This window comes from Aliivibrio finisterrensis (assembly GCF_008933155.1).
Classification (GTDB): Bacteria; Pseudomonadota; Gammaproteobacteria; order Enterobacterales; family Vibrionaceae; genus Aliivibrio; species Aliivibrio finisterrensis.
In genome coordinates, this window is sequence record NZ_WBVP01000010.1 from 1 (window position 1) to 23,532 (window position 23,532).

The 23,532-nt window shown below is 39.6% G+C and carries 18 protein-coding genes; 8 read left to right on the top strand and 10 right to left on the bottom strand.

Features of this window, described 5'->3' with window-relative positions; genetic code table 11:
* Positions 1-177 precede the first annotated feature (177 nt).
* The 3 genes from F8B77_RS10205 (at position 178) to grxB (ending at position 1,967) form a co-directional block, all read left to right on the top strand.
* Positions 178-366, top strand: a complete 189-nt coding sequence (locus F8B77_RS10205; protein ID WP_151655264.1) for a hypothetical protein — start codon at positions 178-180, stop codon at positions 364-366.
* 87 nt (positions 367-453) lie between these two features.
* Entirely contained in the window at positions 454-1,260 is an 807-nt protein-coding gene (gene xthA / locus F8B77_RS10210; protein ID WP_151655265.1) for an exodeoxyribonuclease III, read from the top strand.
* Positions 1,261-1,316: 56 nt separating this feature from the next.
* A complete protein-coding gene (gene grxB / locus F8B77_RS10215; protein WP_151655266.1) occupies positions 1,317-1,967 on the top strand; it encodes a glutaredoxin 2 in 651 nt (216 codons plus the stop codon).
* A 342-nt stretch (positions 1,968-2,309) separates the two neighbouring features.
* Here the strand turns inward: grxB and F8B77_RS10220 are convergent, their stop codons facing one another.
* The 4 genes from F8B77_RS10220 to F8B77_RS10235 all read right to left on the bottom strand — a co-directional run bounded on the left by F8B77_RS10220 (position 2,310) and on the right by F8B77_RS10235 (position 5,495).
* On the bottom strand, positions 2,310-2,987 hold the full coding sequence (locus tag F8B77_RS10220) for an ABC transporter permease (RefSeq protein WP_151655267.1): 678 nt from the start codon (positions 2,985-2,987) through the stop codon (positions 2,310-2,312).
* A 2-nt stretch (positions 2,988-2,989) separates the two neighbouring features.
* The gene (locus F8B77_RS10225; RefSeq protein WP_151655268.1) at positions 2,990-3,730 is read right to left on the bottom strand and encodes an ABC transporter permease; all 741 of its coding nucleotides are present in this window, start codon (positions 3,728-3,730) and stop codon (positions 2,990-2,992) included.
* A 138-nt stretch (positions 3,731-3,868) separates the two neighbouring features.
* On the bottom strand, positions 3,869-4,645 hold the full coding sequence (locus F8B77_RS10230; protein ID WP_151655269.1) for an ABC transporter substrate-binding protein: 777 nt from the start codon (positions 4,643-4,645) through the stop codon (positions 3,869-3,871).
* 79 nt (positions 4,646-4,724) lie between these two features.
* A complete protein-coding gene (locus tag F8B77_RS10235; RefSeq protein ID WP_151655270.1) occupies positions 4,725-5,495 on the bottom strand; it encodes an ABC transporter ATP-binding protein in 771 nt (256 codons plus the stop codon).
* A gap of 609 nt (positions 5,496-6,104) precedes the next feature.
* Here F8B77_RS10235 and F8B77_RS10240 point away from each other — a divergent pair.
* From F8B77_RS10240 to F8B77_RS10255, 4 genes are all read left to right on the top strand, one after another.
* Positions 6,105-7,613, top strand: coding sequence for a DUF3360 family protein (locus F8B77_RS10240; RefSeq protein ID WP_151655271.1), 1,509 nt, complete (start codon positions 6,105-6,107; stop codon positions 7,611-7,613).
* 285 nt (positions 7,614-7,898) lie between these two features.
* Positions 7,899-10,175 carry a formate C-acetyltransferase gene (pflB, locus tag F8B77_RS10245; RefSeq protein ID WP_151655272.1) on the top strand — a complete coding sequence of 759 codons (2,277 nt, stop codon included), beginning with the start codon at positions 7,899-7,901 and terminating at the stop codon, positions 10,173-10,175.
* A 159-nt stretch (positions 10,176-10,334) separates the two neighbouring features.
* Positions 10,335-11,072, top strand: coding sequence for a pyruvate formate lyase 1-activating protein (gene pflA / locus F8B77_RS10250; protein WP_151655273.1), 738 nt, complete (start codon positions 10,335-10,337; stop codon positions 11,070-11,072).
* A 65-nt stretch (positions 11,073-11,137) separates the two neighbouring features.
* Positions 11,138-12,301 (top strand): cupin domain-containing protein, encoded by a 1,164-nt coding sequence (locus F8B77_RS10255; protein WP_167512802.1) that lies wholly within the window; start codon positions 11,138-11,140, stop codon positions 12,299-12,301.
* A 110-nt stretch (positions 12,302-12,411) separates the two neighbouring features.
* On the opposite strand, the gene F8B77_RS10260 is transcribed toward F8B77_RS10255, so the two are convergent.
* The 6 genes from F8B77_RS10260 to F8B77_RS10285 form a co-directional block, all read right to left on the bottom strand.
* Positions 12,412-14,547 (bottom strand): methyl-accepting chemotaxis protein, encoded by a 2,136-nt coding sequence (locus tag F8B77_RS10260; protein ID WP_151655275.1) that lies wholly within the window; start codon positions 14,545-14,547, stop codon positions 12,412-12,414.
* A 204-nt stretch (positions 14,548-14,751) separates the two neighbouring features.
* Positions 14,752-15,747, bottom strand: coding sequence for a murein tripeptide/oligopeptide ABC transporter ATP binding protein OppF (gene oppF / locus F8B77_RS10265; RefSeq protein WP_151655276.1), 996 nt, complete (start codon positions 15,745-15,747; stop codon positions 14,752-14,754).
* On the bottom strand, positions 15,747-16,712 hold the full coding sequence (gene oppD, locus F8B77_RS10270) for an ABC transporter ATP-binding protein (RefSeq protein ID WP_130047444.1): 966 nt from the start codon (positions 16,710-16,712) through the stop codon (positions 15,747-15,749). Before oppD ends, oppF begins: the two co-directional genes overlap by 1 nt.
* A 50-nt stretch (positions 16,713-16,762) precedes the next feature.
* Positions 16,763-17,665 carry an oligopeptide ABC transporter permease OppC gene (gene oppC, locus F8B77_RS10275; protein ID WP_130047443.1) on the bottom strand — a complete coding sequence of 301 codons (903 nt, stop codon included), beginning with the start codon at positions 17,663-17,665 and terminating at the stop codon, positions 16,763-16,765.
* Between the two features lie 14 nt (positions 17,666-17,679).
* A complete protein-coding gene (gene oppB, locus F8B77_RS10280) occupies positions 17,680-18,600 on the bottom strand; it encodes an oligopeptide ABC transporter permease OppB (RefSeq protein WP_130060003.1) in 921 nt (306 codons plus the stop codon).
* A gap of 104 nt (positions 18,601-18,704) precedes the next feature.
* A complete protein-coding gene (locus F8B77_RS10285; RefSeq protein ID WP_151655277.1) occupies positions 18,705-20,369 on the bottom strand; it encodes an ABC transporter substrate-binding protein in 1,665 nt (554 codons plus the stop codon).
* Between the two features lie 619 nt (positions 20,370-20,988).
* Between F8B77_RS10285 and F8B77_RS10290 the strand changes: the two genes are divergently transcribed.
* Positions 20,989-23,526, top strand: coding sequence for a glycosyl hydrolase family 18 protein (locus F8B77_RS10290; RefSeq protein WP_151655278.1), 2,538 nt, complete (start codon positions 20,989-20,991; stop codon positions 23,524-23,526).
* The last annotated feature ends 6 nt before the right edge of the window (positions 23,527-23,532 follow it).

The window sequence follows — 23,532 nt, forward strand, 5'->3', positions numbered from 1 at the left end:
TCCGTCCCCCTCCACCATTATTTATCTCGTAAGAGATCGAAAAGCCAATTCAGAAATGAATTGGTTTTTTTGTGTCTGTAAGAAATAAAACGTCTGATTCTCTTTTTATTTCTTGCTAAAACTACTGTCCAAATATACAGTTATTTTATTTTCGATAATATAAATAGAGGCATTAAAATGCACATAGCACAAACTCAAAAGCAGCAAGAGCCTTCACAATGGAAAACCTGTAGCTTATGTAATAAAGAGGCTCTTTGTAACCCATCGACTAGCGTAACAATGGCATGGATAAAAGCGGGCTTTGGACAACAGAAATGCACATGGCACTGTGATACATGCAAGCCTACGGCTAAGTTAATGAATTAACTTCTCTATCAAATTAATGGTAATATCATTGTATTAAAAGATCCTTTCTTCATAGGATTCAAAATAAAAACAAGGATTTTAACCATAATGAAAGTAATCTCATTCAACATAAATGGCCTCCGTGCTCGCCTTCATCAACTTCAAGCGATTATTGATAAGCACAACCCTGATGTTATTGGTCTTCAAGAGATCAAAGTACATAACGAAATGTTCCCTGTCGAAGCTGTCGAGGCGATGGGCTATAAAGTGTACTTCCATGGCCAAAAAGCACATTACGGTGTTGCTATGCTATGTAAAAAAGAGCCTATCTCTGTTCAGTATGGGTTTGATACGGATACCGAAGAACATCAAAAACGTATGATCATGACAACACATCAACGTGAAGATGGCTCACAATTCACGGTTATGAATGGTTATTTCCCACAGGGTGATAACATCAAGCATGAAACTAAATTCCCGTACAAACGCCAGTTCTATAAAGATCTCATGACTCACCTAAACACTCACCATAAGAGCGATGAAGAACTGATCATTATGGGTGACATTAATATCAGCCCTATAGATTCAGATATTGGTATTGGTGAACCAAATGCGAAGCGCTGGTTAAAAACAGGTAAGTGTTCATTCCAGCCAGAAGAGCGTGAATGGTTACAAACATTAAAAGACTGGGGTTTTGAAGACACCTTCCGTAACCTTCATCCAGAAGTGACCGATCAGTACTCATGGTTTGATTACCGCTCTAAAGGCTTTGTTGATAACCGTGGCCTTCGTATTGATGTGGTAATGGCTACACCAACACTTGCAGCTAAATGCACAGAGTCGGGTATTGATTACGAACTACGTGGCATTGAAAAACCGTCTGATCACGCCCCAATCTGGTCTACATTTAAATAACGATTTAAAGCCCTACCTTATATTCTAGCGTGGGGCTTTTTTAATAAGGAAGTAGTATGAAATTATTCTTATTTGAACATTGTCCGTTTTGTATGAAAGCTAAAATGGTTGCTGGTATTAAAAATCAGCCTATTGAATTCATCTATATGCAGAATGATGATGTAGATAGCCGAATTGAGAAAGTCGGTGCAAACATGGTACCTATTTTAGAGAAAGAAGACGGCAGCTACATGGCGGAAAGCTTGGATATCGCAGAGTTTCTGGATAAGCATGATCATCACTCTGTTATTGAGCAAGCGACTCACGCCGATGAGATTTCTGAGTGGTTAGATACAGCTCGTCCTTTATTCTTTAATCTTACCTTCCCTCGCTGGACTCAACTAAATTTACAAGAGTTTCAACGACCTGAAGCAATTACTTGGTATACAGAGAAAAAAGAAGCGTTTATTGGTATGCCCTTTGAGCAAGCGCTAACTCAAAGTAATGATTATATTAAACAATTAAATCCATTATTGGTTGATGTTAATTTCATTACGCTACCATCAGAAAAAGGCAATAAAATCACATGGGATGATATTAACTTTTTCCCATTTATTCGTAATTTGACTGTCGTTAAAGGATTAGACTTCCCACCTCATTTAAAGAATTATCTTGATGAGGTCAGTGAACTGACTGGTGTTAATTTATTTTTTGATGACGCAATATAGCCATCATTTTCAGTAGTGGTTATAAAGTAAAAAAGAGCACAGGACAGTGCTCTTTTTATACTTAGAACCAACGTTGGTACCAAAGAATTTCGCCATACTCAATAAAATCAAAAACGCTTAAAAATACAGCACAGATAATCGCTAATTTAACTAGTCTCACCAATAAAAACGATAATCCCATAATCACCACCTCAAAAGTATAATCTGACCATACTATCATGATATCTATCTGGATAAATATCTGACTATATACTTATGCGATTTGCTCTCATGGCACGAGTCTATATGAACAAAAAAGGAACACTTTTATATATTATTTATAAAAAAGGTTTAATGATAAGGCTAACTTAACGGCCTCATAAATCTAAGCAGTCGAGTTTCTAATTGCTTAAATACAAAAATGATAATAAACGTTAAGCACATATAGAATAAACCTGCCGCTATATATGACTCAAATGGCGCGTAGTATCGTGAATTCACTAGGCGAGCAGCACCTGTTAAATCCAATAAAGTAACGATACCTGCAATCGCTGAACCATGGAGCATAAAGATCACCTCATTACTGTAGGCAGGAAGCGCTCTACGCAAAGCACTTGGTAAAATAATGCGTTTATAGGTCTGAAATTTACTCATGCCATACGCTTTTGCTGCTTCTATCTCACCTTGCGGTAACCCATTAATTGATCCACGAACAATTTCAGCTGTATATGCGCCCGTATTTAATGCAAATGCCACTAAGGCACAAAATGATGCGTGCTCCCATAGTGTATCTTTTACCGGAAAAAACTGATCCATCCCATAATAAATTAGGTATAACTGAATAAGTAATGGTGTCCCACGGAAAAAGTAAATATACGCCCAAGCTGGCACCCAAATTAATGGATTATTACTGTTTCTCGCTATTGCTGAAGGGACAGCAATACATAAGCCAACAACAAGAGAAAGTGTCACTAACCAAACTGTAGTCCAAAGCCCTTCTAAATAAATAGGTAGGCTCTCAATAATGATTGAAAAATCCATGCTTACCTCATATGAATGCTGAACTTACACTCAACAAGTTTTAAAGCACCTGTTGATATAGCAGTAAATAGTAAGAAAATACACGCGACGGACATATAGAAAGTAAATGGCATTTTAGTCGTACCAGCAGCCATTGAACTGACTCGAACCATGTCTTCTAAGCCAATAATTGAAACCAGCGCAGTGGTTTTTAATAACACTAACCAATTATTACCAAAGCCCGGTAAGGCATGGCGAAGCATTTGAGGAAAGAGGATACGACGAAAAGCCATCGCTCCACTCATACCATACGCTTTTGCAGCTTCCATCTCACCACGGTCAACCGCCATAATGGCACCGCGAAATGTTTCAGCCATGTAAGCACCAAAGATAAAACCAATAGTTAAAATACCTGCAATAAACGGACTGATTTCAATATAATCTGGGAGGTAAGATATCCATTCATGGTCAGGATTAGAGTTGGTCATCCACTCATTAATCCATTCATTAGTTGCGTATAACCCATTATTAAGCAGCATTTGTCCGCCAAAAAATAACAGCATCATCAAAACAAGATCAGGAATACCACGAACAACCGTAGTATAGATAGTTGCAATACCTCTAGCCCAACGATAAGGTGCAATTTTAGCGAGCGCCCCTAATAGGCCTAAGAAAACGGCTAAAATAAGAGACAGTATAGCTACTTGAAGCGTAACCATGGCTCCGTCTAGGATGGAGGATTCATATCCTTGCAAATCTAACATACTGCTTCCAAGCTTTCGCTTTAATACCTACCCCAATACATTAGAGTTGCTCGATATATATTGGTGTAAGTATGACTATTAGAAATAATGGAAGAGACACTAAGTGTGCCTGCTCCCTTTAAAACTTAGTTTACATGTTTACTCACCATAAACATCATAGTTAAAGTATTTAGCGGCAATCTCTTGATAAATACCCTTTTCACGTAAAGATTGAATTGCTGCATTCAGCTGCTTAGTTAAATCTTTATCTTGCTTACGAGTTGCAATACCAAAACCGTCGCCAAACCATTTTGGATCGGTCAATGATGGACCAACAAACTCATAAGCTTTGCCGCCTGGTTTATTAATCAGCCCCTCTTCTAATGCTGACGCATCACCAAGAACCGTATCAATACGACCCGCTTTAAGATCCAAATACGCTTCATCAAATGAGCCGTAACGTTTAAGTTCAACACTTTCACCAAAATTATCAGTTAAATATTTATCGTGTGTTGTCGCACGCTGAACACCAACAGTGACGCCTTTAAGGCCCTCTTTAGTCATTACTAAATCAGTGCCTTTCTTAGCTACAAATTTATTTGGGATCAGTGCGTATTTTTCTGTGAAATCAATTTTCTTTTTACGTTCTTCAGTAATCGACATAGCTGCAATGATTGCGTCATATTTACGAGCCAGCAATGATGGAATAATGCCATCCCAATCTTGTGCTACGATTGTGCAGCGTGCTTCCATCTCTTTACATAAGGCATTTGCCATATCAACATCAAAGCCTTTAAGCTCACCTGATGGCTCTGTCCAACTAAAAGGAGGATAAGCTCCTTCAATACCAAATCGAATTTGCTTCCATTCTTTTGCTTGAGCTGCGCCAGTAACGGCTGTAGATGCAACAACTGCTGCTAATAACCATTTCTTCATTTCCTTGCTCCTGTAACTAACGATTTTATATTTATACTGTTTATTGTGTTTCTTTTCTTGCTCTGGCGTTTCTCGACTTCTAATAAATAGATGAGACAAACTGCTTTAAACGTTCAGATTCTGGATTCGTGAATAGCTTCGCGGGATCGCCCTGCTCTTCTACTAAACCCTGATGTAAGAACATCACATGATTTGATACATCACGAGCAAACGCCATTTCATGCGTCACTACTAGCATAGTTCGACCTTCTTCAGCAAGATCTCGCATAACCCCAAGAACTTCACCAACTAACTCAGGATCAAGTGCTGAGGTTGGTTCATCAAATAACATCACTTCAGGATCTACCGCTAATGCTCGTGCTATTGCTGCACGTTGCTGTTGGCCTCCTGATAAGTGCCCAGGATAATAGTCCCTACGCTCGTAAAGACCGACTTGTTTTAAAAGTTGTTCCGCTTTTTCAATGGCTTCGGCTTTCGGCACACCCAAAACATGTATTGGTGCTTCGATTACATTTTGTAAAACAGTCATATGTGACCATAGGTTAAAGCCTTGAAAAACCATAGCAAGACGTGAGCGTATTCGTTGAACTTGTTTTTCATTGGAGGGGATTGCTTCACCTAAACGATTGTTTTTCATCTCAATCAATTCACCATTGACCCAAATTTCGCCATGAGTTGGTGTTTCAAGTAAATTGATACAACGTAGGAAGGTACTCTTACCTGAACCAGATGAGCCAATAATCGAGATTACATCACCCTTATTAGCTTCTAGCGAAATACCTTTTAAGACTTCATTTTGTCCAAAATGTTTATGCAAGTCTTTCACTTCTAGCGCGACAGTATCCTTCATGCGCCATGACTCCTACTTCAATATACATTAATCGTTTGCTTTTCACTTCACACTTAGAATTTAACACTCAAAACCATCATAAGCAACAACTGATTAACCAAACTATCCACAACAGACAAAAACTAGACATGTATAAAATTTAAATTTAAATTTAAAGTAATATCATTCACTCTTGACCGTTATTTCATAACTTCCACTCAACTTTAGATTAACAATATTAAAGCATTTATTTTCTTTGTATTTATGTTTAAGTACAGTAAAGCTAGCACATAGTATATGTAGTACATGTAAACGAATTACTGCTATAATTTGTTTTTATTAAAAATTATTAACACATTCAATATTGTTGATACCATTGGTAAAATGCATCAAAAACACTGTAGAGAGTTGTTATTAAAAGATAAATTTAATAACAGCTCCATAATTAATGTAATAGCACCAGAGTATTAACCGTCTCATTTTGTAGTTTTCTTTCATATACAATTATATAGTGATCAAGATCAATCATTGGCTTAATTTTCGTATGCTACACTCGGCGAAAATAACGAGAACAACATCAATATCTACTTATTAATTTTTTAATACTTAAAATTCTATTATGAGGATTCTATGTCTATAGACAAAGAACAGAACGAAAAGAGCTATAGCGAGTTACATCGCCCAGCTTCTGAGTTCGATAGCCGTTCAGATTATCTAGATCATGAACTACAAATTATGAAACCACGTCGCTTTGCTTTAAACCTACCCGGTCGTGACTTTCGCTTTGAACTTGAAGATCTTGTTCCTGCTTTAGCCGGAACTATCGGTATCATTGCAATGTACTCTGCGGTAATGATGTCTTGGGCTGATGGCCTTACTCAAGCATGGCCACATATCAACTTAGGTAAAGAATTTGCCATTGAAGTTGCTCGTGTAGAAATGCTCATCCCTGCTTTTTTATTCTGTATTCTAGCCTCTGGTTTCTTTAATCCTCGCGCTAACCTTGCTGGTAACCATGGCCCAATGATCCCACTTATCGGTGCGATCGCGTTAGCTGGTGCACACCCTCTTGCTCTTGCCATTTTATTAGGTGTATTCGGCTTACTATTGAGTTATTTCAAAGGCGGTTCCAAGTTAGTCAACTTAACCTCTGAAGGGGTTGCCGGTGGTCTTCTTGTTTTCCTTGGCTTCAGTGGAGCAATGGGGCAGATTAGCAATATACAAGCTTGGTCTACCGGTCTTGAAGGCGAGTTAGGTTACATTGGCTTAATCGTATTAGCAGTAAACATTGTTCTATACGCTTACCTTGCTCGTATTAACAAACGCTGGTTAGCAATCCCTGCTTGTGCGTTTGCTGGTTTAGCCGTTGCGCTTGCTCTTGGTGCTGGTTTTGATCTTAAGTTTGAAACTGAGATAGGTATCCCTAACCTAAACCCTGTTTACTGGTGGGGTTCAACTGAAGAAGGTTGGATGCTTGGTTTACCAAATCTGCAGCATTTCTTAGCTTCTCTACCTTTTGCTATCCTAGCGGTTGCAATGTGGTCACCTGATTTCCTTGGTCACCGTATCTTCCAAGAACTTAACTACCCTCGTCGTACTGAAAAAGTACTAATGGACGTTGATGACACTATGACTATGTGTTCTATCCGTCAAATGGTAGGTACAGCTGTTGGTGGTGGTAACATCACATCTTCTTGGGGTACATATATGATCCCAGCAGCAATTGCTAAGCGTCCCATCCCTGGTGGTGCAATCCTTCTTGGTACAATCGTAATGATTATTGCTATCCTTGGCTTCCCTATGGATGTTGCGGTGTGGCCACCAGTAATGTGTATGGCTTTATTAGTGGGTGTATTCTTACCAATGCTTGAAGCCGGTGTTCAAATGGTTAAAGAGAACAAAGACGCGCAATCTGCAGGTATTTGTATCTTTGCCGCAGCAGTAACGAACCCAGTTTTAGCTTGGGCCATGACTATGCTTCTTGATAATAACGGTTTGATTGGTGATAAAGAACGTCCTAAGACGCTTTCTTTTGTTGACCGTATCGTTATTCCTGGCGGTGTATTAGTAATTTGTTTAATTGCAATGCTTGCAGTTGGCATGCTTGAAGGTCAATACGGCATCAAGGCACTACTATAATAGCGACACCTCACATATAATACTTATGGGGTAATAAAATAAATTACCCCATTTTATTAAAAAAATTGAAGATTTATTGATTTAGTTTAAGGTTTGCAAGAAAAGTTTAAGGTAGTATTGAAAAATCGAACGGTTAGTCGCAATATAAATGCTTATAGGCTAAATTTTATAATCATTTATATTGTTATTAAATTGAGTGTACTGTTTTACCTCTAACGAGGATGTGGGCAGCTCAAGCCCATTATAAATAGTACGTATTTTTTCTACTAAAAAGGTAGGTATATCATGGCAGAGCAATTTGCTAAAGCTTGGACAGGTTTTGCAGACGGTGAGTGGCAAAACGAAGTTAACGTTCGCGATTTCATCCAAAAGAACTATGCACCTTATGAAGGTGACGAAGAATTCCTAGTTTCTGAAGGTACTGAAGCAACTAACAAGCTTTGGGCTAAAGTAATGGAAGGCATCAAACAGGAAAACGCAACTCACGCACCTGTTGATTTTGATACTTCAGTTATCTCTACCATCACATCTCACGATGCGGGTTACATCGAAAAAGACCTTGAAACAATCGTTGGTCTTCAAACAGAAGCGCCTCTAAAACGTGCAATCATCCCTAACGGCGGTGTGCGTATGGTTGAAGGTTCTTGTAAAGCATACGATCGTGAACTTGATCCTATGGTTTCAAAAATCTACTCTGAATACCGCAAAACACACAATGCTGGTGTTTTCGATATCTACACTAAAGACATTCTAAACTGTCGTAAATCAGGTGTTCTAACAGGTCTTCCTGATGCATACGGCCGTGGTCGTATCATTGGTGATTACCGTCGTGTTGCACTTTACGGTATTGATTTCCTAATCAAAGACAAGCTAGCTCAATTCGCTTCTTTACAAGAACGTTTTGAAAAAGGCGAAGATCTAACTGCTACAATGCAACTTCGTGAAGAAATTGCTGAGCAACACCGTGCTCTAGGTCAAATCAAAGTTATGGCAGCTAAATACGGTTGTGATATCTCTGAGCCAGCAACTACTGCTCAAGAAGCAATTCAGTGGACATACTTCGGCTACCTAGCTGCTGTTAAATCTCAAAACGGTGCTGCAATGTCTCTAGGTCGTACTTCGACTTTCCTAGACATCTACATCCAACGTGATATCGACGCTGGTCTTCTAACTGAAGAACAAGCTCAAGAAATGATTGACCATTTCGTAATGAAGCTACGTATGGTTCGTTTCCTACGTACTCCTGAATACGATGAACTATTCTCTGGTGACCCAATCTGGGCTACAGAATCTATGGGTGGTATGGGTCTTGACGGTCGTACTCTAGTTACACGTACTAACTTCCGTTTCCTAAACAGCCTTTACACTATGGGTCCTTCTCCAGAGCCAAACATCACTGTTCTTTGGTCTGAGCAACTGCCTGTAGGCTTCAAACGTTTCTGTGCAAAAGTATCTATCGATACTTCTTCTATCCAGTACGAAAATGATGACCTAATGCGTCCTGACCTAGGTTCTGACGATTACGCAATCGCTTGTTGTGTATCTCCAATGATCGTTGGTAAGCAAATGCAGTTCTTCGGTGCTCGTGCTAACCTTGCGAAAACTATGCTTTACGCAATCAACGGCGGTGTTGATGAGAAGCTAAAAATCCAAGTTGGCCCTAAAGAAGCGCCAATGACTGATGAAGTTCTTGATTACGCTAAAGTAATGGATCGTCTAGATCACTTCATGGATTGGTTAGCAACTCAATACGTTACAGCATTGAACTCTATCCACTACATGCACGACAAGTACAGCTACGAAGCGTCTCTAATGGCTCTTCATGACCGTGATGTTCGTCGTACAATGGCTTGTGGTATTGCTGGTCTATCTGTTGCAGCCGATTCTCTAGCTGCAATCAAGTACGCTACCGTTAAACCAATTCGTGACGAAGATGGCATCGCTATCGATTTCGACATCGAAGGTGATTACCCTAAATTTGGTAACAACGACGCTCGCGTTGATGATATCGCATGTGAACTAGTCTCTACGTTCATGGGTAAAATCCGTAAGCTTACTATGTACCGTAATGCTATCCCTACTCAATCTATCCTTACTATTACATCTAACGTTGTATACGGTAAGAAAACTGGTAACACACCAGATGGTCGTCAAGCAGGTGCTCCTTTTGCTCCTGGTGCTAACCCAATGCACGGCCGTGATGAGAAAGGTGCTGTAGCATCACTAACATCAGTAGGTAAACTACCGTTTGCTGATGCACAAGATGGTATCTCTTACACATTCTCTATCGTTCCTAACGCACTAGGTAAAGACGATGACAACCGTCGTTCTAACCTTGCTGGCCTAATGGATGGTTACTTCCACCACGAAGCTAACGTAGAGGGTGGTCAACACCTTAACGTAAACGTTCTTAACCGTGAAACTCTAGAAGACGCAGTTAAGCACCCAGAGAACTACCCACAACTGACTATCCGTGTATCGGGTTACGCTGTGCGTTTTAACTCTCTAACTACTGAACAACAAAAAGACGTAATCGCACGTACTTTCACTGAAACTTTATAATTTCAGCGTTAATTAAGTAGCATTGAGCCCTGCCATTTTGGTGGGGCTTTTTATTTCCACTTTCCTTATAATTCACCTATTTCTCTCTGGTTTACCCTACTTAATTAGTTAAAAGTGTAATAAAATGACTACATAATTATAGTTCGGAGAAATGTCGTCATGTCTGTAGGTCGTATTCACTCTTTTGAATCTTGTGGTACCGTTGATGGTCCAGGTATTCGCTTTATCATCTTTTTACAAGGCTGCTTAATGCGTTGTATGTATTGTCATAACCGCGATACTTGGGATACCCATGAAGGTAAAGAAGTTACCGTTGCTGAATTAATTGAAGAAGCTAAAAGCTACCGTCACTTTATGAAAGCGTCTGGCGGCGGCATTACTTGTTCTGGTGGCGAAGCGATGCTTCAACCTGAATTTGTTCGTGATTTCTTCCGTGCAGCACAAGCTGAAGGCATGCATACTTGTCTTGACACAAATGGCTATATTCGTAAGCACACCGATGTAATCGATGAAGTATTAGAAGTATCTGATCTTGTTATGCTTGACCTTAAACAGATGAAAGATGACGTGCATAAAGAACTAATTGGTGTATCGAATACTCGAGTTCTAGATTTTGCGCGTTATTTACATAAAGTTGGCCAGAAAACATGGATCCGCTACGTTATTGTTCCTGGCTATACTGACGATGAAGAATCAGCACACCTACTTGGTGAATTCATTAAAGACATGGATAATATCGAGAAAATTGAACTACTTCCTTACCACCAATTAGGTGCGCATAAATGGGAAGCAATGGGACTTGAATACCCTCTTGATGGAGTAAACCCTCCTTCTAAAGAAACCATGGAAAAAATGGTAGAGATCCTGAGCCAATACCATAACAACGTGAAATTCTAAGCTCGAACTTCACCCTAAATTTATTCTAAATGCCCGACTATCGGGCATTTTTATTGGAAAAAATCATGTATCAATTAAGCTTTTCACTACAAGAGTTTCTCTCAGAATATTGGCAGAAAAAACCCGTTATCATCAAAGGTGGTTTTGAAAACTTTCAAGACCCAGTAACGCCTGAAGAGTTAGCCGGTTTAACACTAGAAAATGACGTAGATTCTCGCTTTGTTTCTAACTTAAACAACGAATGGAAAGCAGAACACGGTCCATTTAGCGAAGAACTATTCGATACGCTGGGTGAAACCAATTGGTCTATTATCGTTCAAGCCGCGAACCATTGGCACGAAGGTGCTGCTGAGCTATTTAAACCATTCAAACAAATGCCGAACTGGTTATTTGATGACATCATGATCAGCTATTCTGTGCCAGATGGTGGCGTTGGTCCACACATTGATCAATACGATGTTTTCATTATTCAGGGCCAAGGTAAGCGTCACTGGCGTGTGGGTGATATCGGTGAATATCAAGAAGAGCACCGCCATAGTGCATTAAAGCAAATCACTGGGTTTGATCCTATTATCGATCAAATCTTAGAACCTGGTGACATTCTTTATATTCCACCAGGCTTCCCACATGACGGCTATGCATTAGAACCATCAATGAGTTATTCTGCGGGCTTCCGCTCCCCAAAAGAACAAGAGCTAGTGAGTAATTTTGCGGATTTCATTATTGAAAATGAAAAAAGTGATGTGCATTACCACAATCCAGAGCTTAAAGCACAAACTCACGGAACAGAGATTACAACGCAAAGCTTTGAAGACTTAAAAACCATGATGTTAAATGCCATGTCTGATGAACAGAATCTTAAACAATTTATGGGTGAATATTTAAGTAACTCTCGCCATCATTTAAATATCCTTCCTGATTCTGAAAAATGGACAACTGAAGAGTTACTTGGTTACTTACAATCAGGTCAAGCTCTGATCAAAGTTGCAGGTCTTCGTGCTTTCTATCATGAAACAGAAGCTTGTGAAGATAACATGACGCTTTATGTTGATGGCGAAAGCTATGTTTTCCCACTAGCGGTAAAAAATGATGTCATTGCTCTATGTGAAACATCAGAATTTACACTACTTGACATTGAGAATTTACTGCAAGATCCACACTCAGTATCTAACTTACTGCAGTTTGTTAATATCGGCTACTGGTTCGTAGAATCAGAAGACGAAGAATAGCAATCACTATGCTAATCTGATTTTTTACCAATGTAATTAATTATACAGATTAAACAACAACGCCCATGAGTTTAACTTCATGGGCATTGTTATTTTCATAGCACAAAGCCCTAGACTTTAAACTGTGACATCAGCTCTTTTTGTTGCGTAGATAAAGAAGACAGTTCTAAACCAACCTCTTCACCTAAGTTCGCTTGCTCTAGCATCTTTTGGCTTGAATCTCTGATATTACTGACACTTTGATTAACTTCATTGGATACCGCTTGTTGCTCTTCTGCTGCTCTTACAATTTGCATATTCATGTCTTGTATCGTTACCACCGCATCACTGATTTGCTGCAAACTTTCTACTGATAATTTAATGGTTGATGCTCCATCTAGCGCTATTGTATTTCCTTCTGTTATTGCAGAAACCACGGATTTAGTTCCTGATTGCAACTGCTCAATAACCGTACGGATCTCATCAACAGAATCCCCAGTACGACTTGCAAGTTGACGAACTTCGTCAGCGACAACAGCAAAACCTCGCCCTTGCTCACCTGCTCGTGCTGCTTCAATGGCTGCATTCAATGCTAATAAATTTGTTTGCTCTGAAATACCTTCGATAACCGATAAAATCGTCGTAATATTAATGCTATTACTTTCTAATTCTTGGGCTACGGGAACCGCTTTTTCCATATTAGCGACTAAAGATTGGATCACCGACTCAGTTGTGAGTATTAACTCTTTTCCTTGGTTTGATGCTGATTCTGCTTGTTTAGCCGCATCAGCTGCTAATGTAGAGTGATCAACCACTAAGCTTGCTGTTTGAGTTAACTCCTCAACAGCAGTTGCAACCATATCAACTTCTTTAAATTGAACATCACTTCCTTCTTTAGACTCACTTGCAATAACACTCGATCGCGCAGCAACATTAGATAGCTCATCACTACTTTGAGCGACATCTTTAATTGTAAATTGCAGTTTTTCTAAGAAAGCATTAAACCAATGTGCCAGTTGCCCTACTTCATCTTTACTCTGTATAACCAAACGTTGGGTTAAATCCCCTTCACCAGAAGCAATATCTTTTAAGCGTGCCGCGACTAATGAGATAGGTCTAATAATCTGCTTTGTTGCAAACCATAAAGCCATCAACACTAAAAAGGTCAGCCCTAGGCCAGCACCAGCCTGCATAAATAAGAATTCATTGCCTTGGTCTATAAGTAATTGATCTAATTTCTCAGCATCAGAAAAAACAGTCTTTCTATCAACTTCAATAATTACTCCCCAATTTTGTGATTTTAAATTAATCGGCACAAAGACAAATAATTTATCCTGACTATCTGACCATATTAATTGTGTCGTCCCTTGGGAGACCCAAGAAGGCACAGAGGATAATGTACGATTGTAAGATCCAAGACTCTGACCAAAGGCTGCCTCTTTCTGATCAGATAAAATGAGTTGCCCTTTTCCGTTAACCACATAGATCGCCCCTTCACCATTAAATATCGCTTGATCGGCTTGAGTAATTAATCCCGATAATCGAGCAATATCAAGATCAATACCAACCATACCAATAATTTCATTCTCTTTGATTAATGGCGCAGTAATAGAACTAATTAATCTTGTTACGCCATCGCTGTCGTAATAATAAGGGTCCATAATACATAATCGATTTTCCTTTAAACTACAGGTAAACCAATGATTCGCAGCGTCACCATTAGACTTTGCAGCTGTATTACCTAGCTCTTTCTCTGTAAATACACGCATTTGAGCTTTATCAGAGGCCGATTTAAACCAGTAAGGAGCAAAGCGCCCTACTTTATTTGAACTCGCATAAGCGGCATCATGATAGTTAAAATCTTCGCCATCTAACATGTCAGGTAAATAAATACTGTAAGTACCGTAGATATTAGAATATTGCTCAACAGGCCATTTCATCATCTCACTTAAAGATTGGCGTAAATCACTGCTACCCATAAAGGTATCTTCTGCGCTCTTTTGAAAAAACAGCGCACTTTCAGCAAGCATCTCAGCTCGAAAAATAGCCTCATCTAAGTAAGTCTGTACTTGCTTCGATTGATTTTTTGCTTCTGCCATCAACAGCATTTGAGTTTGTTGAATAACAGAGTCTGACGTTTGTTTTTGCACAATCTTCTGGTTCTCAATAGAAGAATAGATTGAAAAACCAATCAATGATGATGCGAGCGTAATAAGTCCAATTGCAGCAGCAATGGTTATCTTCCACTGAAGGGATAACGAATGCATATAATATCCTTTTAATATGAGTTCATTTTTATATCGGCATCAATTAAATAATACTTAACTAATTTTATACATTTATACCATTTGAGTTTTAAATATAAAAAAAGCGCGATATAAATAGATTATCGCGCTTAAGCCTGTCACAGGCTGAATGATTAAAAACTGAAATTGCCATCATAATTAATCAATTTATAATGGCTTTTTACATTAGATATCGGTTACCGCTAAACAAGAAACGGCGTGTACATCTGTTCCTTTTAGCTCTGGTTTAGTCTGTGCACATATATCTGTAGCTTGAGGGCAACGAGTACGGAATACACAACCAGATGGTGGATTAATAGGTGAAGGTAAATCCCCTTCTAGCATATCAATCACTTTTGCTCTCTCAAGCTTTGGATCTGGAATTGGAACCGCTGACATCAGCGCTTTAGTGTATGGGTGCTTAGGGTCACTAAATAGCGCATCCGACTCACCTAACTCTACTTCATTGCCTAAATACATAACCAATACGCGATCTGAGATATGCTTAACGACAGATAAATCGTGGGCAATAAATACTAAGCTTAAGCCAAGCTCTTTTTGCAACTCTTTAAGTAAGTTTACTACCTGTGCTTGAATCGATACATCAAGTGCAGATACAGGCTCATCACAGATGATCATTTTAGGCTTTAGAATTAGTGCACGAGCAATACCGATACGCTGACACTGACCACCAGAGAATTCATGAGGGTAACGGTTGATTACGTTTGGTAATAACCCCACCTTTGCCATCATCTCTTTTACTCTATCTTTCACTTCATCTTTTGTCAGTTTTGGATAGAAAGTCTGTAGTGGCTCAGCAATGATATCGCCTACCGTCATACGTGGGTTAAGAGATGCCAATGGATCTTGGAAGATCATTTGGATCTCTTTACGTTTTTGACGCAAAGGCTCGTCATCTAATTTAGTTAAATCTTCACCCAGCCAAACTACTTCGCCTTCTGTTGCTTCTACCAAACCGATAATTGCACGAGCAAACGTTGATTTACCACAGCCGGACTCACCTACGACACCCAGTGTTTCGCCTTCATATAAGCGAACATTTACACCATCTACTGCTTTTAAGCTCGCAGGTTTAACCCATGGCCATACTGATTTTGATGCAATGCTAAAGTGAACTTTTAAATTCTTTACATCTAAGATTAAATTTTTATCTGCTGACATTACCACGTCTCCTGATCAGAAAAACAAGCACGTAATCTATCTTGACCAAACGGCAATAAGATCGGAGCTTCTTGCTTACAACGGCTCATTACTCGATGGCAGCGCTCTTGATAAGGGCAACCCGTAGGTAAACGAAGTAAGTTAGGTGGATTACCAGGAATCGTTGGTAAAATCTCACCTTCTTGATCTAAACGCGGAATCGCTTTTAATAGACCTTCTGCATATGGGTGACTTGGTTCATAAAATATTTCATTTACTGTGCCGTATTCCATTGTACGACCAGCGTACATTACAAGCACTTTGTCACATGACCCTGCAACCACACCCAAATCGTGGGTAATCATAATAATTGCCGTATTAAATTCACTCTTCAGCTCATTCAATAATTCCATGATTTGTGCTTGTACAGTTACATCAAGAGCGGTTGTTGGCTCATCTGCAATAAGTAACTTAGGACGACATAATAACGCCATTGCTATCATCACACGCTGACGCATACCACCTGAGAATTCATGTGGGTACATAGTAATACGCTTACGAGCTTCTGGAATTTTAACCGCTTCTAGCATTCGGACAGATTCTTCAAACGCTTCTGCTTTACCCATGCCTTTATGTAGCATTAATACTTCCATTAGCTGGTCGCTAACTTTCATGTATGGATTAAGCGATGTCATTGGATCTTGGAAAATCATCGCCATCTGTTCAGCACGAATACTGTTTAGCTCTTTTTCAGGAAGGTTAAGAATTTCTTTGCCTTCAAACTTTGCACTACCCGTAATAATACCGTTTTTAGCTAATAGGCCCATTAGTGCAAATACTGTCTGTGACTTACCAGAGCCAGATTCACCAACAATGCCTAATGTCTCACCTTGTTGAAGTGAGAAGTTTAAGTCGTTTACTGCGGTTACGTTACCATCTTGAGTTGTAAACTCTACACGCAGATCTTTTACATCTAATAAACTCATAATTCTTTCCTGCTCAAATTTGTTTAATAATTAACTGTCCACACAGAGAGTTATCTGTCTTTTGGATCCAGCGCATCACGTAAACCATCACCCACATAGTTAAAGCAGAATAAGGTAACGACCATAAATAAAGCGGGGAAAGTTAACTGCCAAATTGCCACTTCCATTGTTTGAGAGCCCTCTTGAAGCAAGGCACCCCAACTTGTCATCGGCTCTTGAACACCTAGACCTAGGAAAGATAGGAAAGATTCAGTTAGGATCATACTTGGAATAAGCAATGTTGAATAAACAGCAACAATACCTAATACGTTTGGTACGATATGGCGAGTGATGATGCCCCACTTACTCACACCACACACATGTGCAGCTTCGATAAACTCTTTGCTACGTAAACTCAGTGTCTGGCCTCGAACGATACGAGCCATATCTAGCCAAGCAATCGCACCGATAGCAACAAAGATAAGCACGATATTACGACCAAAGAATGTCACTAATACGATGACTAGGAACATAAATGGAACCGCGTATAAAATCTCAATGAAACGCATCATAACTCGGTCAACTTTACCGCCAACAAACCCTGATGTTGCGCCATAAAGAGTCCCGATAAGTACCGCAACTAACGCACCTAAGATACCAACCATCAATGAGATGCGGCCACCAACTAAAGTACGAACAAACAAATCACGACCTAAGCTATCGGTGCCAAATAAATGCTCTGCACTTGGAGCAGCATGCAGCGCATACCAATCGGTATCATCATATGCATATTGACTGAACATCGGCAGAAAAATAACCGCTAACGTCATTAAAGTAAGAATAAAAAGACTGATCATCGCCGCTTTATTTCGCATAAAACGCAGACGAGCATCCTGCCATAAACTTCGACCTTCAATCTCAAGATTTTCTGAGAACTTTTCGATCGCTTCTAAATTTTCTTTTTTAGTTAACATACGTCCGTTCCCTATTAATAACGAATTTTCGGGTCAATTATTGCGAGTAACACATCAACAATGGCGTTGAATAAAATGAATAGGAAACCAATTAAGATGGTCACCCCCATTACTAACGAATAATCACGGTTAAAGGCTGCGTTTACGAATAACTTACCAATGCCTGGTAGACCAAAAATAGTTTCGATAACGACTGAGCCGGTAATAATACCTACAAACGCAGGACCCATATAAGAAACAACAGGCAGCATTGCTGGTTTTAACGCATGTTTTAGAACGATATAGCGGTAGCTTAATCCCTTTGCTCGAGCTGTACGGATAAAGTTACTGTTAAGCGTTTCAATCATGCTACCGCGGGTAATACGAGCGAAAGTTGCAACGTAAAGAAATGACATACCCAAGATTGGTAAGAACATGTATTTGAATGAACCATCATGCCAGCCACCTGCAGGGAACCAACCAAGTTCAATTGAGAATAAATAAATAAGGGCTGGTGCCAACACAAAGGATGGCATTACCACCCCGACCATGGCGGTGGACATGATACTGTAATCGAGCCAGGTATTTTGCCTTAATGCTGCTAAGGTACCAATAGACACACCAAGTACAACGGTAAAGATAAAGGCAAAGAAACCCACTTTTGCAGATACAGGTAACGCCGCTTCAACTAGCTCATTAACTGTGTAATCTTGGTATTTAAATGATGGCCCGAAATCACCTTGCAGAATGTTACCAAGGTATGTTGTGTATTGTTCAAAGACAGGCTTATCTAAACCATACTTTGCATTGATGTTCGCCATTACTTCAGGCGGAAGTGGGCGCTCGGTAGAAAATGGGTTACCAGGAGCAAATCTCATTAAGAAAAATGAGATAGTGATCAAAACCAACATAGTTGGGATTGCTTCAAGAATCCGTTTGATAATGAATTGAAACATAATTCACTCTTCCAGTCTGTGACAAAAAATAAAATAAAGGTAGATCTAGCCACTACACGCAATTTTGCATGCAGCGGCTTTTTTATAGTTTTATTTGCTAATGATTACTTAGCTTTAATATATAGGTCTTTCGAGTAGATTTTCTCTTCCGCATTTCCTGTTGGGAAACCACCTACTTCTGGAGACAATAGACGAGAACGAACATACTGATATATAGGTGCGATTGGCATGTCTTCTGCTAAAAGCTGTTCAGCTTGTAGATAGATAGCAGTACGCTCTTCTTCAGATGTTGATTTTAGTGCTTTGTCAATTAATGCATCATACTCAGCACTTAGGTAGTGTTGACCACCTGTTGTGTTCTTACTTACCATTAAAGTTAAGAAAGAAGACGCTTCGTTATAATCACCACACCAACCGGCACGGGCAACTTCAAATTGACCTTGATCTTTTGAGTCTAGGTACGTTTTCCATTCTTGGTTTTCTAGTGAAACTTCTAGACCAAGCGTCTTCTTCCACATAGAACCAGCGGCAACTGCGATCTTTTTATGGTTTTCAGATGTGTTGTATAGAAGGGTAAATTTCAGTGGGTTTTCAGGACCGAAACCTGCTTCTGCTAGTAAACGTTTCGCTTCAGCATTACGCTCTTCTTGAGTCATCTTACCGTAAGCAGGAAGCTCAGGATTAAAGCCCGCAGTGATTTCAGGAGTTAAGAAGTAAGCCGGTTTTTGACCTTGACCTAAGATAGCACCTGACACGATATCACGGTCGATAGCGTAAGAGATTGCTTTACGAACACGTACATCATCAAATGGTTTCTTTTGAGTATTGAACGAGTAGTAATAAGTACACAGGCTGCCTTCAACAGATACAGACTCTGGTTCTTCTTTTTGAAGACGCTTAAAGTGCTCTGTTGGAAGCGTAGAAGTGAAACTGATTTCACCAGATAAGAAACGGTTCATTTCAGCTACTGGGTTTTCGATTGGTAAGAACGTTACTTTATCAAGTTTTGTATCTTTATTATCCCAGTACTGTTCGTTACGAACTAGCTCTAAGCGCTCGTTTACAACCCAGTTTTTAACAACAAATGCACCATTACCAACAAAGTTACCTGGTTTAGTCCACTTATCGCCAAATTCTTCAACTGTTGCTTGATGCACAGGCTTCACTGTTGTGTGGCCCATCATCATTACAAAATATGGTACTGCTGTATCAAGCTGAATCTCTAATGTATTTGCATCAATCGCTTTAACACCTAATTCACTCTTATCTTTTTTACCAGCAATGATGTCTTTTGCATTTACCATCTTAGTATATTCCATATACCAAGAGTATGGCGATGCTGTAGCAGGATCAACAGCACGTTGGAAACTGTATACAAAATCATCTGCTGTTACAGGATCGCCATTTGACCATTTAGCATCTTTACGTAAATGGAAAACAAAATTTTTGTTATCTGTCGTTTCCCAGCTTTCAGCCACGCCTGGGATCGTATTACCGTCAGCATCTTGATTTACAAGACCTTCCAGCAGATCACGGATTACGTGGGATTCGGGAACACCTTGCGATTTATGAGGATCAAGCGTTGCAACTTCAGTACCGTTACCACGAGTCAGTTCTTGAACGTCAGCGTAAACAACTTCTGTTGATACTGGTTTTTCAGCAGGTTTTGTTTCTTTCACTGGTTGCTCTGCAGGTTTATCTCCACAGCCAGCTAGTGTTAGTGACAGGCCACCAAGCAAGATTGCTTGTGTAATTTTATTCTTATACATGCATTAACTCCAATACATTCTATTTTGCATCCATGACATACTTCGGGCAGAACGACTTGCCAATCATTTATCATCTAAAAAACGTTAAATGCGTCTTAAAAAAGATAAATCCATCGAAGATTCGAGGGCAACATTATCAATCATTGAAGGAATTTGCCACATTTTTGTCACAAAACACCTGATAATTTTTAAAAATATCACAATTAACAGCATAAATGACCAACTTTTAAACTTATTGCGGATTGAATATATAGAAAACTATAAAAATATAGAATCCATCGCTAATCAACCTAAAAAACACTCATCATTTAGAATAAAAACCCAACAAAAATGCTACATGTCGCATTAAAAAACAATATAAATAAACACAAATCAGACAGATATTTATATTTTTAGAAGCGAAATAAGCCTAATGCATCTAATGCAATCTTTAAAAATCATAATTTAGAACCACCCTTCAAAAAAAATCATCGCTTACAAATTAACCTCTTAAATACTTTTAGGCTGCTGCCAAACAGCCACAGCCAACTGGAAGTTTATAAAATATGAATAATTATAAATAGCACTGCGAATATTTTGCGGTAATCCGTTTTTGGATTCATTATCAAGGATGTTATTTATGTTAAAGAAAAAACTTGGGTTTTGTTCTGGAGCTGTCGCTCTTGCTCTATCAATGCCTACCTATGCTGCAGCACCAGGCCAAGCGATTATCTCTTGGATGGAAACCGATTTTGCCATTATTGAAGTTGATCAAGCCGCAACATCATATAAAAATCTTGTCACAGTAAAAGACTTTGCTGAAGTCCCTGTTACTTGGGATCGCTGGTCTGGTGAATCTGCAGAAAAATGGCGCGTGTTATTAAATGGCGTTGTTGTTCATGAAGAAGCGATTTCTCCTACTGCTTCACAAAAAGCCTCTACGGTTCTACAAGTTCGTCAAGGTGGCCAATACGAAATGACGGTAGAACTTTGTAATGGTTCAGGTGCAACAGAAGAATGTAGCACCAGTGCAGCCAAAGCAATTGTTGTTGCCGATACTGATGGTAGCCATTTAGATCCGCTACCAATGAATGTCGATCCTGCCAATGGAAATTACACCACACCTGATGGAATGGTTTCTGGAGCTTATTTTGTTGAATGGGGGGTTTATGGTCGTAAATTTGCCGTTGACCAAATTCCAGCACAGAATCTAACGCATATTCTTTATGGGTTTGTTCCTATCTGTGGCCCTAACCCTTCTTTAGGTGAAATTGAAAATGGTAATAGTCTAGCTGCATTAAACCGCGCTTGTGCTGGGACGCCTGATTATGAAGTCGTTATTCATGACCCATGGGCTGCAGTTCAAATGCCACAACCTCAATCTGGCCATTCTTTTAGTACGCCTTATAAAGGGACTTATGGTCAAATGATGGCACTGAAACAACGCTATCCAGATCTTAAAATTGTTCCATCAATCGGCGGTTGGACTTTATCAGACCCTTTCTACGACTTTGTTGATAAATCCAAGCGAGATATTTTTGTCGCGTCAGTTAAACAGTTCCTTAAAACATGGAAGTTTTATGATGGTGTAGATATTGATTGGGAATTCCCTGGTGGTGACGGTGCAAGTGCAACCGGTGGTGACCCTGTTAATGACGGCCCTGCTTATGTTGCTTTAATGCAAGAACTAAGAGCAATGCTTGATGAATTAAGTGCCGAAACAGGAAAAACCTATGAGTTAACTTCAGCAATCGGTGCTGGTTATGACAAAATTGAAGATGTTGACTATGCTGCTGCATCGCAATATATGGATTACATTTTTGCAATGACATACGATTTCTTCGGCGGTTGGAATAATGTTGTTGGTCACCAAACAGCGCTAAACTGTGGAACACATATGTCTCAAGCCGAATGTGATGGTACAGGTCTTGATGATAAAGGCGAACCTCGTAAAGGACCTGCTTATACAATCACTAATGCGATTGACTTATTACTTGCTCAAGGTGTTGATGCTAAGAAGCTGGTTGTAGGTGCTGCTATGTATGCACGTGGTTGGACTGGTGTTACACGTGATAGCATGACCGATCCGACAAATCCAATGACAGGAGTTGGTAACGGTAAAGTTGCAGGCTCATGGGAAGCTGGCGTAATTGATTACAAAGATGTGGTGACTAATTACGTAAATAAAGCAGGCGTTGAAGTGGGTTATGATGATATTGCTCAAGCCGCTTACGCTTATGATCCAAGCAATGGTGACTTAATCACTTATGATAATAAACAATCTGTACTCGCTAAAGGTGAATACGTTCGTTCACTTGGCTTAGGTGGTTTATTTGCATGGGAAATCGATGCAGATAATGGTGACATTCTAAATGCGATGCAAGAAGGTCTTGCTGGCGACGGAACGGTTACGCCTCCTGCAAACAAAAAACCTATAGCTAAAGCCGGCGTAGATCTTTCAGTGACTGCACCTGCATCTGTACAACTTGATGGTTCATTATCATCTGACAGTGACGGTTCTATCGTTTCTTATGCATGGACACAAACTTCTGGACCAAAAGTGACATTAACTGGTGCAGATTCAGTTAACCCAAGCTTTGCTACTGATACCTTTGCTCAATCTGAAACACTTCAGTTCACGTTAACCGTTACAGATGATAAAGGTGCAGCGGCATCTGATTCAGTAGCAGTCTCAGTAACAGTTGAAGGTACAGGACCAGTAAATACCGCGCCTGTAGCTGTTATCGTTGCTCCAACATCGGTAAACAAAGGCGATGTTGTTACTCTTAACGCATCAACATCAACTGACGCAGACAATGATCCATTAACCTATTCATGGGTAATCCCTACTGGTATTGATGCTACTGTTGTTGGTTCTCAAGTAACCTTTACAGCAGGCTCTTATACTGTAGATACGCCTTTCACCTTCTCTGTAACAGTTAATGATGGTCAAGCATCAGATACTTCAAATGTTACCGTAACTGTTCTGAAAGATGCTGGTGACCCACCATTAACTTGTGACAACGCATGGGATGCTTCAGCCGTTTATACTGGTGGTGATCAAGTATCACAAGCAGGTAAAGTATGGGAAGCGAAATGGTGGACAAAAGGTGATGAGCCATCAAAATCTGGTGAGTGGGGAGTATGGAAAGAAGTCGGTATTTCTACTTGTAACTAGCCTTCG

Excerpts from the sequence above, each read along its gene's own strand:
- oppD (WP_130047444.1), bottom strand. The coding sequence starts at position 16,712 with ATGAGTTTATTAGATGTAAAAGATCTGCGTGTAGAGTTTACAACTCAA.
- oppC (WP_130047443.1), bottom strand. The coding sequence starts at position 17,665 with ATGTTAACTAAAAAAGAAAATTTAGAAGCGATCGAAAAGTTCTCAGAA.
- F8B77_RS10225 (WP_151655268.1), bottom strand. The coding sequence starts at position 3,730 with ATGTTAGATTTGCAAGGATATGAATCCTCCATCCTAGACGGAGCCATG.
- pflB (WP_151655272.1), top strand. The coding sequence starts at position 7,899 with ATGGCAGAGCAATTTGCTAAAGCTTGGACAGGTTTTGCAGACGGTGAG.
- F8B77_RS10240 (WP_151655271.1), top strand. The coding sequence starts at position 6,105 with ATGTCTATAGACAAAGAACAGAACGAAAAGAGCTATAGCGAGTTACAT.
- F8B77_RS10260 (WP_151655275.1), bottom strand. The coding sequence starts at position 14,547 with ATGCATTCGTTATCCCTTCAGTGGAAGATAACCATTGCTGCTGCAATT.
- pflA (WP_151655273.1), top strand. The coding sequence starts at position 10,335 with ATGTCTGTAGGTCGTATTCACTCTTTTGAATCTTGTGGTACCGTTGAT.
- oppB (WP_130060003.1), bottom strand. The coding sequence starts at position 18,600 with ATGTTTCAATTCATTATCAAACGGATTCTTGAAGCAATCCCAACTATG.
- F8B77_RS10220 (WP_151655267.1), bottom strand. The coding sequence starts at position 2,987 with ATGGATTTTTCAATCATTATTGAGAGCCTACCTATTTATTTAGAAGGG.
- F8B77_RS10230 (WP_151655269.1), bottom strand. The coding sequence starts at position 4,645 with ATGAAGAAATGGTTATTAGCAGCAGTTGTTGCATCTACAGCCGTTACT.
- F8B77_RS10285 (WP_151655277.1), bottom strand. The coding sequence starts at position 20,369 with ATGTATAAGAATAAAATTACACAAGCAATCTTGCTTGGTGGCCTGTCA.
- F8B77_RS10235 (WP_151655270.1), bottom strand. The coding sequence starts at position 5,495 with ATGAAGGATACTGTCGCGCTAGAAGTGAAAGACTTGCATAAACATTTT.
- oppF (WP_151655276.1), bottom strand. The coding sequence starts at position 15,747 with ATGTCAGCAGATAAAAATTTAATCTTAGATGTAAAGAATTTAAAAGTT.
- F8B77_RS10255 (WP_167512802.1), top strand. The coding sequence starts at position 11,138 with ATGTATCAATTAAGCTTTTCACTACAAGAGTTTCTCTCAGAATATTGG.
- grxB (WP_151655266.1), top strand. The coding sequence starts at position 1,317 with ATGAAATTATTCTTATTTGAACATTGTCCGTTTTGTATGAAAGCTAAA.
- xthA (WP_151655265.1), top strand. The coding sequence starts at position 454 with ATGAAAGTAATCTCATTCAACATAAATGGCCTCCGTGCTCGCCTTCAT.
- F8B77_RS10205 (WP_151655264.1), top strand. The coding sequence starts at position 178 with ATGCACATAGCACAAACTCAAAAGCAGCAAGAGCCTTCACAATGGAAA.
- F8B77_RS10290 (WP_151655278.1), top strand. The coding sequence starts at position 20,989 with ATGTTAAAGAAAAAACTTGGGTTTTGTTCTGGAGCTGTCGCTCTTGCT.